Below are 13,939 nucleotides of genomic sequence, written 5' to 3'. Positions count from 1 at the left end.
AAAAATAAAGTATATACAGTTATATATACTTAAATGACCATCAATTATTTTGGAAAAGTCGTTTCTTTAATTTATGAACTTCTTTTTTCCCTTTTTCTTGCTTACGCGATGCTTCGGCTTCAGGGGTATTTTGTTTACGATTTTTGAAAGTTACTTTGTTTTTCATTGAATCAAATAGAATTTCATAATCAGGAAGATCATTAGTTTTAGCTAATTGCTTAATATTGAATTTGAACTTAGATAATGCCGCCGTACTACCTGTTTTTGAATACAATTTTTCTAAACAAATTGTAAATTCGGCCTGACTACCACAATGCTTGCGAGCAATCTCATAAAGCCGTCTATCAATAGCTTTCCGGATTCGGAAATAATCAGGACTAATTTGTAATACTTTTGTCTTTGTTATTGCTTGATAAAGCCAGTCTGGTAAAGTTACTTCTACCATCCCAATTTCAAGTTTACCTTTGTGTTCCTCCAGAATTCGCCAACTATCAATTAACCCGAAACTAATCGTTTCTTGTTTCTCTTCGGAATAAAAAATATTAGTTTTGAGCGTTGTCCCTTTTAATCTATCAAGGGCTTTCTCCAGTTCTTTATATGCGACGCCACCTTTAGCTCTATTGGTAGTAATAAAAAAGTCATAAGGAGTAAAAGCAATTGTACGACTAATAGGCTGGTTATTATTAATTGCTTCTTGTAGTTTTGAGATAACATATATCCAAATATCTTTATCAAAGATCGTAGCTAACCCTATACCAGCTAATGATCTTGCAATGACAGTGATATTACCATTTTTATATTCCCTAACTTTCGTATCACCACCTTTTAAAGCAAAAAAAGGATGCTCCATACTTGCTAATTCATCCCTAAAGATAGAAATATCAACCTCATCAGCAATAAAAAATTCTAGTTGCTTATGTAATTGTGGACGTAATGTCTTCAAATTGCGTTTTCCTATTTTTTTTGTATGATCATGCACAGCCTCACTCCTAGATTTGTTAGGATTGTTGGTTAGAGTCTGTTAAAGTCTTACAGGCGGTTTTAGTATTAATCAATTTAAACCAGTTTAATGATAGCTGTTGCAAGCCCGACAATCGCAGCCATAATACTAGCCATTTTAATGATTAGTTTGTTTGATATACTTTCAATATCTTTGTGCAACAGGGCTATCTTTGCATCAGTTTTATCAGCACGAGCCGCGGCTTCCTTCCTTGCATCAGTTATTTGTGCTTCAACTTTCTCAAAGCGATGCTCCATGTCCTTGCGTACATCTGCAATTTCAACAGATAAATCTTTGCGAACATCTGCAACATTCCGATTTACTTCTGCAATTTCATGTTTCAACTCAACGATATCAGCTTTCGTTGCTACATCGACTACCTCGTGAGATTTCCGTACAGCAAGAGAGATAGCCCTAGCATGTTCTTTCGTAATGCCTGCGTTCTCTAATGTCTCGACGAACTCTTGTGTATCAAATGCAACTTGGCCCATAAGTGATCTTCCTCATTTTTTGTTAATTGTAACCTGAGTTCGGGATAAGGAATATAAAATTTTTCATTATATATTCAATTAGTTAACTTAAAATAATTACATAAAGTAGTGCTTAATTTTGGCTTTTTCATGATTTTAGCAGAGAAAATAGCTTATTTTTTTAACTTACGATCATTAAAAATTTTTCCGTTTTTTATCATTTTATTGATTTTAAAAGGTTTTTATTAATAAGTGAGCTATTTTTATTTTCCCATAACTACTGCTTATCCCGAACTCAGGTTACTTAATACCCTGTTTCGAGCCGCTACCCGAGCAATGCTGCAGTGGGCGAGCGAACAGGGTATCGAAATTGGTATTTTCTGTGCCTTGCACACTTATGGCCGGCAACTCAATCAACATCCGCATGTTCATGTTTCCGTCACCCGAGGGGGTTTGGATAGTAAACATGGTGTATGGCGAGCACTGTTCTTCAAAAAAAGGGCGGTCGAAGAAATCTGGCGAGGTGCTGTCATCCGACTACTGCGTCACAGTTATGAACTGATTAATCCTGGCCGTCTTCCCGGTCTTGGCCATATCCGTGACAAAAAACATTGGCGGCGTTACTTGAGGGTGCAGTACGGACGTTACTGGAAAGTGCACTTTGCTAAAAAAACGAAAGGGGCCTGGCATAGTGTTAAGTACCTCGGCCGCTACCTTAAACGCCCACCGGTATCTGCGTCAAAACTGCGGCATTACCGAGGGGGAGCCGTTGTCCATCACTACTATGACCACCGGACTGTGGGCAGTACCGGCAGCAGACTCTGCCGCAGGAAGAGATGATTAGGCGCTATATCAGCCATATTCCGTCCAGGCATTTTAAAATGGTGCGTTACTATGGTTTTTTGTCGAATCGTAAACGGGGGAAACTATTGCCGAAAGTGTATAAGGCACTTGAGATGACGGCACGTAAAAAACCGGAGAACCCCGGTTTTTCTGTGCTGATGAAAGGATTTCTGCGCACTGATCCGTACAAATGTATTCTGTGTGGCGACAGGCTGCTTTTCACCGGTGCGCAAATGGGTAAAAAAGCAACGGAATTGTTGTCAGAAAGACTGCATAACATGGAAAAAAAAACGAGGGTTACGCAGCTAAACGCAGGATCAATGTGTCTAAAATCAGGTTATAAATTACACTCTCTGAGGAAATGTTAACTGGCACCAAACACAATAAATCGATTCCCTCTCCTTTTTGCAATAAGGGATGGCTTTTGCTCCTCACTTTAAAAGCGATTCAATTTCCTAACCATCTAGGCCGGAGCGCGCCGATTTAGCGCCGGATATTTTATCGGTAAAAATATTGGTTTTTGTACAGCCGGCTTGTTCAAGCGCATCAATCTGAAGGTAGACTTCCTGCTCGCGCGTACTGACCCTGACATAACCGACTAGTTTTGGCATAGTTTCTCAGATAGCTTTAAAAAAATGCGTTTATGGCATGTTGTTTTATGAGATGAGTATAAGATACAGTGAACAGGGGATTCTGGCAAGGGATTTTTATGTCTCAACAAACGGCCGTTTGTTGAGACAAGGAAAACGGGTAACGCCGCTGCCCGTTTCATTGTCGTATCAGATAAGATTTTTGGGGAAATCTGCGGGTAATTCACTGGCCGCGCAGGCGATGTTTACCGATAAAACCCCTTAAATCACATTTATCAAACGTGCTCATAATAGTAGATATCTCCTTTGTCTTATACATCTGCATTATCTTTTCAGCATATTTTCACATCCGTACCGCTTCGATTATACTGAATGGCGACATACTGGGAAAAATACGAGTTAACCTAAATCCGGCTTTGGCAAACAGAGTTGAATACTCTTCTTCAGTGCGTTCATGGCTATGCAGCATGAGTAGCATCTGAAGATCCAACCACTTTCCAATTGCCGGTTGATTGGGCCCAGGAATAACCATCTCGACTACCAATAACTTACCGTTTTTAGGTAGAGCAGTGTGGCAGTTATGAAGGATCTTCAAACAACTCTCCTCATCCCAATCGTGAAGAACGTGCTTCATGATAATGGCGTCGCCTTTGGCATCAATTTTTTCAAAAAAATCTCCCCCCACCAACTCGAATTGGGTATCCGCATTACAAGCATTCAGTATCGGCTGGGCACCGTTGATAACTGAGGGGGCATCAAACAAGATCCCTGTTATTTCCGGATAGCGTTTTACAATTGAAGCGAGCAAATAGCCGTGACCGCCTCCCACGTCGATTAATCGCTTTATACCGGAATAGTCGTAGGCATCAAGCACAGCTGCACCGGTAGCGGCACTAAAACTGGTCATTCCCTCATTGAATATCTGTGATGCACGTGGGCATTCTTCCAGATAGCTAAAAAACGGCTGGTTGTAGACCTTTTCAAACGCCGGCTTTCCGGTACGCACGCTGTAGTCTAGACTCCCCCAGACTGGCCAATGCCAGTCTGAACAAAAGAACGCAGAAAAGCCCCCGATTCCGTCAAGCGGGTTTTTCTTCAGAAGGTTACCCATGGGGGTCAAGCTGAATGTCTTATCTTCGTGTTCGTGAAAAATACCCTTACTGGCCAATGCTCGCATTACCCGATAGAGCGAATGGGGGTGAGAGTGGGTCGCTTCTGCTAAATCCGCAGCACTCCTGGAACCCTCCTGCAGTAATTCGGCAATACCCAGTCTGGCAATAACGGAAATAGCCTGGGACACCATAAACCCGAATACCATTGACATAATTTTCTCGGACGCGTTTAACTCTGATGAGTCAAGCTCAGAATTATTTTTGGATATTTGTTTTTGCATGCTCTTACTCCTATACGATCATAATAGATCACGAGTTTCGCAATCTCCAAAAAAGAAGTATAAATTTAAAAACAAGAAAAAATCAGGGTGTTCATATTTTGTCGGGTTATCCATTTATTAAAGATATCTATAAAACATTCTTACAAGTAAGCAGTTTAAGATACTCTGGTTTAGCGTTATCAGAAGTAAGCCCATCGCCTTTATCTCATGACACTGTTAGCCGATGGCTAAAAAGTAGATGTTTTAGACCTAAAGACCTATGGCGATTAGTTGAACCTTCTATAGACAAAAAAAGCCCTTGCGTACTAATTGCCGATGATACATTGATTGCCAAAACACGTAGTAAAAAAATAGAGATGGTCCATTATCAATATTCAGGTAATGAACATGATGTTATTGCTGGCATAGGTTTAGTTAATTTGCTTTGGCATGATCTGACGAAGGTTGAATCAATTCCTATCGATTATCGTATTTATGATAAAGATTCTGATGGAAAAACAAAAAACACGCACTTTTCCGAAATGCTCACTCTTGCTAAAAAAAGAGGGATCATGCCAGAAGCGGTAGTGATGGATGCTTGGTATTCTAGCCTGGATAACCTGAAATCAATTCGCTCTCATGGTTGGACCTGGGTAACCACGCTGAGGAAAAATAGGATTGTTAACCATAACAAACAACTGAACAAGTTAGACATCTCAGAAGAAGGAACGTCAATACACTTGCGAGGATATGGTTGGGTAACCGTTTTCAAATTTACAGCCAAAAACGGCCGTATTGATTACATAGTAACAAACAAAGAGAATCCCACCCGTCAATACGTCAAATCTATCATGGATGCCCGTTGGTCTGTTGAAGTTTATCATCGAGAAGTTAAACAAAACTGTGGTATTGAACGCTGTCAGGCTCGCACGAGCCGAGCGCAAAGAAATCATATTTTTCTCGCTATTTCTGCGTGGTTTGAACAACATAAACGTCGTATATCTGAAAAAATAACCCTTTATCAACAAAATTGGGACGTAATCAAAAGTGCTATTACTGAGCAAATCCGTGTTTTATTAGCGTACCCAAATTAGTTTTGTGCGAAACTCGTGTAGATGTTAAACAGAGATAGTTAGAGGGTCCACACTCCTGTATTCATTTCGCTGGTAAATCCTGGTCCAAAGGCAGCCAGCATTCCCTCGCTGCCTTTCGCGAGGCCACCATTGTTAAACACTCGTGCTAGAACATCAAACACGGCAACACTCGCTATGTTCCCGCACTCTTGCAAACTTTGTCTGCTTAAAGCCACGGCTTCCCTATGCAGGCCGAGATGGTTCACCAGCTCGTCAAGAATTCGGCGACCTCCCGTGTGAAATATATAAAAATCCAAGTTATCAATGGTCTGTTTACTGAATTGATCAACAAAAGATTTCATTACTGGAGCCACTTTTTCGATGGTACCAATCACTTTCTTATTAAGAGAAAATTGAAATCCCGTGTCCTTTATGTCGTACTTGATGTAATTTTCGCTATTCTTCAGGATGAAGGATTCGCTATTCGTGATCCGATAACCGCCTAAATTGCTGTCTTTACCTCGCATCACACAGGCAGCAACCGTATCACCGAATAGTGCCGAGCTGATTATGTCTGATAGTGTGTTTGCTGTGGGCTGAAAACACAGAGAGGAGAATTCGCAGCTTACAATTAGCACATTTGCATCAGGAAAAGCTGTGCAGTATTCGAATGCTCGATTGATAGCTGAGGCCCCCGCAACACATCCCAGCTGGGAGATTGGCAGCTGTTTGGTTTTTGGGGAAAATGGAAGAGCGTTGATTAAAAAGGCGGTCAATGAGGGCATCATAAAGCCGGTACATGAGACAACAATGATCATATCTATATCTTCTGCTCGAACTTCAGCAAATTCCAATGCATCGCGGGCGGCGATGATACCCAAGCGTTGGGCCTCTTTGCTATAGATTAAACTCCTTGACTCAAATCCAGAGTTGACAACACATTCTGCCAGGGGGCGGACAATGTAACGTTGTTGTACTTGACTATTTTGGATCATGGCTTTCGCTTGTTTCCAATCAGGGTGTTCAGGAAACAAGGTTTGCAGCGCTTGGATCATCTCGTTTTGTGTCACTTTGTGTTCAGGTCGAATAATTGAGGGTTTCAACAGGGTTGTCATAACGTTTTCCTGGTTATCTACTATTACAATTTAAATTGAATTTCACCAGTGCTTATACACGGTATCCCATTCCGATCATATCTGCGCCGATAACAGTTATTAGCGGAATAATATTGTGCAGGGAGTAAGGGTCAAGGCGACAATGCCGTTTGTAGGTGGGTGACAGTGGTGTTGTTAGAGTAGCATTATCGAATAACAGTCTCTCGTTCAGTGATAAGATTGAGGACAGCTGTTTAGTTTTATTGGTCATCGGTACCATTTTTTTATCTATTTTATCGGGGATGTTCAGGAGACAGAGTCCCCGGCATTTTTATCACCTGTAATAAGTAATTTTATACTATAAAAAATGGAAAAATCATTTTTTTTCACCGCGTTATTCTACCCCAAAATAGGTTAATTTTTTGTTAAAAAAGTTTTGAAATTTTTAGACATTAAATAAGTGATGCATCTCAAGGAAAGGAGTGCTTTATTTTGAAAAAAGGTTTTTTCACTGCACTTCTCAAATGGAACTGTTTATCAATTTTTAACCTAAGCTTAGGTGTTTTGATGAAAAAGTAGCTTTAAGTTAGTCTGGGCTGGTTGTTGTTGGCATACCCTTTTTTAAACGCCTCTTATTTCCATCCTTCTCTAAAAGCATTAGGTGAAATATGGGTTTTAATATTCCCATTTTCTAGCCAGGCTAATTTCACACAGGTAGAACCATCATCGCACATTATACTGAGCATAATAAATCTCACTTATTTAAATTAATTTATTAAAAAAAAATCTTATATTCTCATAATAATATAAATAAGAGATTAATGTAAATATATTATCTAATATTTAACTAATTGTTATTTTTAATTCTCACTTATTGACATTAAAGAGACAATAAGAAATCCTAAAACAAAAATAGGTGATATATGAAGAAAATTTAAGAATTTTCATTATGGTTATGGGTTGGATTTATTTCGCCGTGCTAAACGTTGCAGATTATCCTCAACATCAGCTTGGGTAACCTCTCCGACTATCTGACCGTCTTTGTCATAACGAAACGCGCCTAACTGGATAAGTGCGCGATAATCAGTATGATGACCAATACTCCCTAAACAGGCTCTCAAACGCCTTCTGGCTATTGGTAAGTCCTTTTCCTTCACCTCTTGCCACATATCCTGCTGGATGCCAATTTTCATTGGGCATAACTTGCCTTCAGGGAAAAGATAAGGCCAAAACGTGCTGATTTGTGAAATAGCCTCATCTAACGGCAATCGCTTTTTGGGCGGTGTCGGTGGTTTTGGAATTTTAACCTTCACTGCCTGTTTAAGTTTTTCAACCAGCTTCTTGGGCTGTTGTTTTGCTACCTTTTGGGGTTTCGGTTTTTTTGCCCGTTTTTTGGGCGCAGCATTCACCCATACTTTTTTACCGTGAACAGGGGCACTTGAGGTCTGTTCTTCTGGTGAAGCCTTTCTAGGGCGATTGAGGGTTAATTTCTTTCGTTCCGTCATCATTTAATCTTTAAACAGGGTGCTCATTTCAGTATCAGTCAAGCCCGTAAATTTCATCACAGATTGCCTATCCATACCACTTTCTAGCATTTGGCCCGCTATCTTCATCGAAGCCTGTTTTTCGCCTTCAAGTTTACCTTCTTGAACGCCATCATTTTTGCCTAATTGGTAGCCTTCCAGCTTTCCTCTTTGTAATCCTTCTTGTAATCCTTCTTGTTTTAATGCTTGAGCAATAGTCATAAGTGCTCCTTCGTGTTTCTCTGCTTGTTTGGCTATCTCGGTGATAAATTCCATGGGTTTTTTAGCATTACCTTCTTGGATGAGATAGTTAAACAGTGTAATAACCTGATTATCGGTATAATAATTATACGACAACAGTTTAACAATACTATCCAGTAATTCTGTCATATCCCGTCTGCGGATGTGCTTCTGTATCAAAGTTAATAGAGCCATTCGCTTGTGCTGCATAATCTCACCATCATCAAGCGTGGTGACATCAGCTAACTTAAACGGTTGCGTATAGATACTCTCGGCGAGTTTTTTGTCATAAAAACAGTCCAACCAATTCGTGCTATAGGGGTGAGGGCTTTGTTCACCGCAATAAAAGAGTATTGGGAAAACGAGCGGTAATTGCTTATTTCCCTGTTCTAAATGGTCGGGTAGCAACGTGACATCTCTGTCACGCCGCCCCCTAAGAACGGTACGTGCAAGTTTCCCCGCATACCGCTCAAGCCTTTATAAGTCACGATACAGTATGATCGCAACCAGCAGCCCGACTATGTTTTTGGCGATGGCAATTAGGATGTAAGAGTTCAAGATTACCCAGTTCATTTCCGCCTCCTTTCACTCTTTCGACTTTATGGTGTATGTTCCAGCCAGTTTCTTGAGTAATTAATTGGTTGCAGCATAAACAGCGTTTATCTTGTCTTATCCATAGTACTCTTACTTTCTTACTTCCTACGGTTTTTTGTTTCCAGGTATTTTCTAGCCTTTTTTCGAAATACATTTCCCATTTTTTATCGAATGGGCAGGCTTCACTTCTGATTTTTATATGGCGCTTTATAGGTGTGGAAGATGCTTTGTACAGTGTAAAATTCTTGCCTTCCGGCGCTTTTCCACTAAACACCCATTGATTATTCCCTTGAACGGTAAAGTATTTTTTTCTTACCCAATACTTACCTTTCTTTGGGTGACGTCTTAAACACCATTTCCACAAAACTTGCCAAATCAGATGATCGATTTTAGAAAAGGCTTTTTTTTTCGCAACAACATGTCGGTGGTAATTTACCCACCCTCTAATTATCGGGTTGAGTTTAGTTATCAGTTTCCATGCGCTGCTTGACCTTTCCTGCTTTATCGTGGTTCTAATTTTCTTCAAAAAGTTTGTGAGATTTTTTTTTGCGGGTGATATTAAAAATTTTCCGTTAAAAGATCTAACATTCTGTCCTAAGAAATTAAACCCTTCACTAATATGGATAATTCTCGTTTTTTCTTGTGATAGACGCAAGCCTCTTTTTGCCATAAATCCTTCAACCAGTGGTTTGACCCTTGATTTAAGGAGTTCATGTGAGATACCTGTTATCACAAAATCATCCGCATATCGCACATAATGGACTTTATGCTTATTACCTTTAGCCGTACCTGAATATCCAAATACTTGTCGGAGTTCAGCTTCAAGACCATCCAGTGCCATATTAGCCAATGTTGGGGAAATAATACCGCCTTGCGGTGTCCCACCATTGGTGGTGTAAAAGGCTCCACGATCTAATAAACCTGATTTTAGCCACTTACTTAATATCACTTTATCCATAGGAATTGTGTTGATTAAGAAATCATGACTAATGTTATCAAAGCATCCTGCAATATCCGCTTCTAACACCCATTTTGCTGATTTAGATTTTGCACAATTACAAAATATTTGCTCTATCGCATCAGCGGTACTTCTAAGTGACCGGAATCCGTAACTGTTCTTATCCGCTGTGATTTCCGATACAGGCTCTAGGGCTAGCAAATGTAGCGCTTGCATCGCTCTGTCAAGCATGGTCGGTATACCAAGAGGTCGCAGTTTTCCGTTTGCTTTCGGGATATATATTCGGCGTAAAGGTTTTGGTCTATACCCTGTACGTTTCATAGCCCCTATTGCGTTCCACTTCTTTTCGGGTGTATTCCACATAACACCATCGACACCAGGCGTTTTCTTGCCTGTATTGTCGGTCACACGTTTTATCGCCATCACTTTAGCGGTGAATGACCGTGTTAATAAACGTTGCAACGCTTTTACTCTGCGCCATTGCTCGTTCTTCGCTGCTTTCGCAATACGTACTTGTAACTTTCGCACCCGTACATGACTGGTTTTCCAGTTAATAGAATGCCAGCTTGTTGGGTGGAAGGATGCAGATGCACACATGTTGGCTGCACTCAACTTGCTTTCCTCCTCTTGAAAGTTTTACTCGTCTTCTCACGATTAAAGACCCGATGAAAGTCTGCTCACTTTCGTGGTAAGGCAAAGTTTGAACCTCTATCCGTCCCATTACAGGCCGGCATTCGCTTTTTTCATCATCCTTTACCCGCACCGTTATCAATCTATCTTACGATATCTCTAGCCTTACGGCGGCGGTACGGGCTTACCAGGTTTCACCTGACATACAAACTATCGGGTTAGGTTCTATCTCTCGACCGGAGGGTTATTGCCCATGTATCCGCACAAAAACCACAGATAACCTACCTCATACCTTTTGGTTCAGGCCTATCAGCATCTTTGGCCTGTTAGCGATCACGGTCTTTATTAACAGTTCACATACGTTAACCATACCGATAAACCTAGCACCTCATCCGCATGATGCTTGCAGGTAATAACTATTCCCTCACGGTTTCGTTATCGCGTTTTACAACGCAAGGTTTCATTGTCCCGTGAGCTTCAGACCCCGCAGTTGCCCGCCACGCCTGTCACGGTAGGTTACAGTCAATGGGATGACTGGTTTTGTCCATTCCTTTGTCAAAACAATATGTCAGACAACTTCCTGTCGCACTTTCTGCATCGCTGCCATACTATAACGCATCAATCGCCATGCAATGAGTTTATCTGGAGTGGATTGTGCTTCAATTAAAACATAGATATAGCCACTTCCCTTTGAGGTGCTGACTGAATACAGGATATCACTCTGGTAATTTTTCATCTCACTATCGACAAATGAGCCAGATTCCACTTTGAGGCTATCTAAGTCACACAGGGCTTTAATCTCATCCGGTAGCCAGACATCAAAGAAGTCTTTAGCCGTCTCTTTTTCACTTAAAAACTGCTTGAATACACTGTCGTGTGGCGTTGGTGTGAATTTTTTACTCATCCGATATCTTTAATAATTGCTCGCGTCAGATTGAATTATGGCAAACAAACCCGCTATATTAAATACGCTATTTATTCATTACCTATCAAACATCATAATCCAGCCATACAAAAACGCACCCTATCTTATCAGGTGCGTTTATTTATTGTTACTGGTTTATTTTAATAGCTAATCACAAGAAAATGGCTAAAAATCGATTACAGGCTCTTCTAGAGGTATTCATGAATCAGGCCTGTGCCGTTTTTTCATTCTCAGCAACTTTGGCAAGAATATTTACCAACAGTTTATTGATGATAAGTGTCTTCTTCGCTCGGGTCGCTGAGACATACAGCAAATTGATTTCATCTCTAAAGGCTGCTTTGTCCATATTAGGCTCAAAGAGATTATTCGGAAAGTCATTATTGATTTCAACAATGTCCCATTCCAGTCCCTTGTATCTTGAAATTTGGTTATAATAATAGCGATTAGATTTGGCAAGGTGTATGTAATCCGATTGTCCCTGGGGTTTATAGCCCGTAGCAAAGCGAATGATGCATACACTTAGCCACTCATCTGAAACCCGAACAGTTGTCCGTAATTCATAACGTATTTGCAAGGATGGGTAATATGAGTCAGCTAAATCCAATTTGTGTAGGAATTGATGTTTCTAAAGCTTCATTGGATATTGCAGGCACCAATAACATTGAGCAGTTCAGAGTCAGCAATAACCCTGACGGGTTCGATACCATCATTTATCAACTGAAAAAGAACAACATAGCCTTGATTCTGATGGAAGCTACAGGTGGTCTCGAGGCAGCGATTGCATGCGCTCTTCAGGCTGAAGGTTTTGATGTTGCCGTTATCAATCCCAGGCAAGCCAGAGACTTTGCTCGATCCATGGGCTATCTGGCAAAGACTGATAGAATAGATGCCAGAGTTTTAGCTCAGATGGCTGATGTCATTAACCGCCATCCTGAGCGGTCACGTTTTATCCAGGCTATTCCCGATGCAGAGCGTCAGATTCTTGCTGCTATGGTGGTGCGCAGACGCCAGCTGATTGCAATGCTTGTAGCTGAAAGAAACCGGATGCATCCATCTCACCCGCAAAACAGAAAAAGCATCAGTAACATCATCAATGCACTAGAAAATGAACTTAAACGGATTGACGAGGATATGCATAAGCATATTACGGATCATTTCAACGAGCTTGCAGAGCGGCTAAGTACTATCAAAGGCATTGGTATGATGACTGCTGCTACATTGCTGGCAGAAGTCCCTGAGTTAGGGAAACTCTCGCGCAGGGAGATCAGTGCACTGGTTGGGGTAGCTCCTGTTAATAGAGACTCGGGAACCATGCGTGGCCGACGAACCATTTTTGGCGGTAGGGCCGGAGTTCGAACCTCTTTGTACATGGCTGCACTGGTTGCAACTCGTTTCAATCCGGTGATAAAAGCATTTTACACACGGCTGGTTGCAGCAGGAAAAGCCAAAAAAGTGGCGCTGGTTGCCTGTATGCGCAAACTGCTGACTATCCTGAATGCGATTCTCAGAAAGAACCAAGAATGGGATGAGTCGTATCATAACGTTGCTCCATAAATATACTGTTCAAGACAGTTGCTTTGTTCTTGATGAAGCAGAACCTAACACTAACAAAGACTGTTCACGGATAGACGCAATTTTAACCTTAGCTAGAAACTCCTCAAGTGATGATGAAGCTACAGCCATCAAAGGTACAGTAAGCGGAACATCAATGTATTATCGCAATCGAAGCATGTTCTGTTTTGCGTCTATCAATCCTAGAGAATTGGAATTAGCAGATCAAAGCCGTATATCTATACTGGAAATAGTAAAAAAACCTCAAACTGCCGACTCCAAAGATACATTTAATTTTATCAAAAAAGCCTATTTGAAGCTAGAAAGAGAAGACTTTTCTACTCAATTAAATAATCTCATTATCTCAAGACTTCCCACCCTTGAAAAAAACCTGGCGGTTTTCGTTGAAGTAGCAGGAGATCACTTAGGCCACTCAAGAGACGGAAAACAATACGGTTCATTGTTGGCTGGATTCGCCACTCTAGCTCAGAACAAACCTATAGACTTAGCAACCGCTAAAGCCTATGTGGAAAAGTTGAAGTTAACAGAGGTTGTAGAAGAAAACAGAGACACAAACGCCACTGGATGGGATATGTGCTGGACTAAAATGAGCGCGGTAAAGCTAACATTCAGAGATAGCCGTAGCAATGTCACCGTAGGCGAAGGGATAGAGATGCTACAACAAAAAAATATTGAGGAGTTGGCTAGGATTGTAGGTTACGAGCATTCAGGCGGTGGAAAAATAGGCCAAGAACAACTTGAAAGAGCAGCATTAAGAGGAAAGATAGAGGTTGAAAAGGCGCTTAGAAAGCTAGGGATAATCTACCAAGACGGTACAGTATCTCTATATGGCTGTGTAGGAGAGGGGATCTACATAGCTAATAGCAGCGAAGCGATGAGTAAAGCATTAGCTGGTACACCTTCTCAAAATTGGAAACAACATAGTTCAAGAGTAGGAGAATCAGTGCCAAAAACTATTTTTATTGATGGGCAAAACCGAAAAGCAAAATTTATCCAACAGAACATTCTAAAAAAATGATTGAATTCTTATAGCTATAAAAAATACTCATAACCAT

Annotated in this window: 13 protein-coding genes and 3 pseudogenes; 5 read left to right on the top strand and 11 right to left on the bottom strand. The window is 40.8% G+C overall.

Annotated elements, in window-relative coordinates; all coding sequences use genetic code 11:
* Positions 1 to 40: 40 nt before the first annotated feature.
* Complete coding sequence (locus tag V3224_RS24015; protein ID WP_334473137.1) at positions 41 to 979, bottom strand: replication initiator protein A; 939 nt, start codon at positions 977 to 979, stop codon at positions 41 to 43.
* A gap of 77 nt (positions 980 to 1,056) precedes the next feature.
* Complete coding sequence (locus tag V3224_RS24010; protein ID WP_334473135.1) at positions 1,057 to 1,491, bottom strand: hypothetical protein; 435 nt, start codon at positions 1,489 to 1,491, stop codon at positions 1,057 to 1,059.
* A 279-nt stretch (positions 1,492 to 1,770) separates the two neighbouring features.
* Between V3224_RS24010 and V3224_RS30295 the strand changes: the two are divergent.
* Positions 1,771 to 2,681 (top strand): annotated as a pseudogene (locus V3224_RS30295) (IS91 family transposase); the annotation flags it as partial.
* Positions 2,682 to 2,777: 96 nt separating this feature from the next.
* Here V3224_RS30295 and V3224_RS23995 read toward each other — a convergent pair.
* Positions 2,778 to 2,924 (bottom strand): annotated as a pseudogene (locus tag V3224_RS23995) (recombinase family protein); the annotation flags it as partial.
* A gap of 37 nt (positions 2,925 to 2,961) precedes the next feature.
* On the opposite strand from V3224_RS23995, the gene V3224_RS23990 reads away from it, so the two are divergent.
* Positions 2,962 to 3,168, top strand: coding sequence for a hypothetical protein (locus V3224_RS23990; RefSeq protein WP_334473130.1), 207 nt, complete (start codon positions 2,962 to 2,964; stop codon positions 3,166 to 3,168).
* Positions 3,169 to 3,246: 78 nt separating this feature from the next.
* Here the strand turns inward: V3224_RS23990 and V3224_RS23985 are convergent, their stop codons facing one another.
* The gene (locus tag V3224_RS23985) at positions 3,247 to 4,296 is read right to left on the bottom strand and encodes a methyltransferase (protein WP_334473129.1); all 1,050 of its coding nucleotides are present in this window, start codon (positions 4,294 to 4,296) and stop codon (positions 3,247 to 3,249) included.
* A gap of 98 nt (positions 4,297 to 4,394) precedes the next feature.
* Here V3224_RS23985 and V3224_RS23980 point away from each other — a divergent pair, with 98 nt between their 5' ends.
* Positions 4,395 to 5,369 carry an IS701 family transposase gene (locus V3224_RS23980; RefSeq protein ID WP_334470984.1) on the top strand — a complete coding sequence of 325 codons (975 nt, stop codon included), beginning with the start codon at positions 4,395 to 4,397 and terminating at the stop codon, positions 5,367 to 5,369.
* 38 nt (positions 5,370 to 5,407) lie between these two features.
* Here the strand turns inward: V3224_RS23980 and V3224_RS23975 are convergent, their stop codons facing one another.
* The 7 genes and pseudogenes from V3224_RS23975 to V3224_RS23945 form a co-directional block, all read right to left on the bottom strand.
* Positions 5,408 to 6,463 (bottom strand): type III polyketide synthase, encoded by a 1,056-nt coding sequence (locus V3224_RS23975; RefSeq protein WP_334473128.1) that lies wholly within the window; start codon positions 6,461 to 6,463, stop codon positions 5,408 to 5,410.
* Positions 6,464 to 7,080: 617 nt separating this feature from the next.
* Positions 7,081 to 7,188, bottom strand: a pseudogene (gene parM, locus V3224_RS23970) (plasmid segregation protein ParM domain-containing protein); the annotation flags it as partial.
* A gap of 207 nt (positions 7,189 to 7,395) precedes the next feature.
* A complete protein-coding gene (locus tag V3224_RS23965; RefSeq protein WP_334473127.1) occupies positions 7,396 to 7,947 on the bottom strand; it encodes a ProQ/FINO family protein in 552 nt (183 codons plus the stop codon).
* A gap of 3 nt (positions 7,948 to 7,950) precedes the next feature.
* The gene (locus tag V3224_RS23960; protein WP_334473125.1) at positions 7,951 to 8,613 is read right to left on the bottom strand and encodes an Rpn family recombination-promoting nuclease/putative transposase; all 663 of its coding nucleotides are present in this window, start codon (positions 8,611 to 8,613) and stop codon (positions 7,951 to 7,953) included.
* 76 nt (positions 8,614 to 8,689) lie between these two features.
* Positions 8,690 to 10,354, bottom strand: a complete 1,665-nt coding sequence (gene ltrA, locus V3224_RS23955) for a group II intron reverse transcriptase/maturase (RefSeq protein WP_334473236.1) — start codon at positions 10,352 to 10,354, stop codon at positions 8,690 to 8,692.
* A 601-nt stretch (positions 10,355 to 10,955) separates the two neighbouring features.
* The gene (locus tag V3224_RS23950) at positions 10,956 to 11,291 is read right to left on the bottom strand and encodes an Rpn family recombination-promoting nuclease/putative transposase (protein WP_334473123.1); all 336 of its coding nucleotides are present in this window, start codon (positions 11,289 to 11,291) and stop codon (positions 10,956 to 10,958) included.
* 226 nt (positions 11,292 to 11,517) lie between these two features.
* A complete protein-coding gene (locus tag V3224_RS23945) occupies positions 11,518 to 11,916 on the bottom strand; it encodes a 3'-5' exonuclease (RefSeq protein WP_334473122.1) in 399 nt (132 codons plus the stop codon).
* Here V3224_RS23945 and V3224_RS23940 point away from each other — a divergent pair.
* Together V3224_RS23940 and V3224_RS23935 are read left to right on the top strand one after the other, a co-directional pair.
* Positions 11,898 to 12,866 carry an IS110 family transposase gene (locus tag V3224_RS23940; protein WP_032115191.1) on the top strand — a complete coding sequence of 323 codons (969 nt, stop codon included), beginning with the start codon at positions 11,898 to 11,900 and terminating at the stop codon, positions 12,864 to 12,866. The two genes, V3224_RS23945 and V3224_RS23940, sit on opposite strands and share 19 nt — an antisense overlap.
* Positions 12,838 to 13,902: a hypothetical protein gene (locus V3224_RS23935; RefSeq protein ID WP_334473121.1), complete on the top strand. Its 1,065-nt coding sequence runs from the start codon at positions 12,838 to 12,840 to the stop codon at positions 13,900 to 13,902. The genes V3224_RS23940 and V3224_RS23935 overlap by 29 nt, the downstream gene beginning before the upstream one ends.
* Positions 13,903 to 13,939 lie beyond the last annotated feature (37 nt).

It is taken from the genome of Arsenophonus sp. PmNCSU2021_1 (assembly GCF_036919435.1).
Lineage (GTDB): Bacteria > Pseudomonadota > Gammaproteobacteria > Enterobacterales > Enterobacteriaceae > Arsenophonus > Arsenophonus nilaparvatae.
Note: the sequence above shows the minus strand (reverse complement) of the source record. Positions and strands in the feature narration are given on the sequence as shown.

Bases quoted from the DNA above. Each gene is read 5' to 3' on its own strand.
- V3224_RS23975 (WP_334473128.1), bottom strand. From the start codon at position 6,463: ATGACAACCCTGTTGAAACCCTCAATTATTCGACCTGAACACAAAGTG.
- V3224_RS23965 (WP_334473127.1), bottom strand. From the start codon at position 7,947: ATGACGGAACGAAAGAAATTAACCCTCAATCGCCCTAGAAAGGCTTCA.
- V3224_RS23985 (WP_334473129.1), bottom strand. From the start codon at position 4,296: ATGCAAAAACAAATATCCAAAAATAATTCTGAGCTTGACTCATCAGAG.
- V3224_RS23990 (WP_334473130.1), top strand. From the start codon at position 2,962: ATGTTGTTTTATGAGATGAGTATAAGATACAGTGAACAGGGGATTCTG.
- ltrA (WP_334473236.1), bottom strand. From the start codon at position 10,354: ATGTGTGCATCTGCATCCTTCCACCCAACAAGCTGGCATTCTATTAAC.
- V3224_RS23935 (WP_334473121.1), top strand. From the start codon at position 12,838: ATGAGTCGTATCATAACGTTGCTCCATAAATATACTGTTCAAGACAGT.
- V3224_RS23950 (WP_334473123.1), bottom strand. From the start codon at position 11,291: ATGAGTAAAAAATTCACACCAACGCCACACGACAGTGTATTCAAGCAG.
- V3224_RS24010 (WP_334473135.1), bottom strand. From the start codon at position 1,491: ATGGGCCAAGTTGCATTTGATACACAAGAGTTCGTCGAGACATTAGAG.
- V3224_RS23940 (WP_032115191.1), top strand. From the start codon at position 11,898: ATGAGTCAGCTAAATCCAATTTGTGTAGGAATTGATGTTTCTAAAGCT.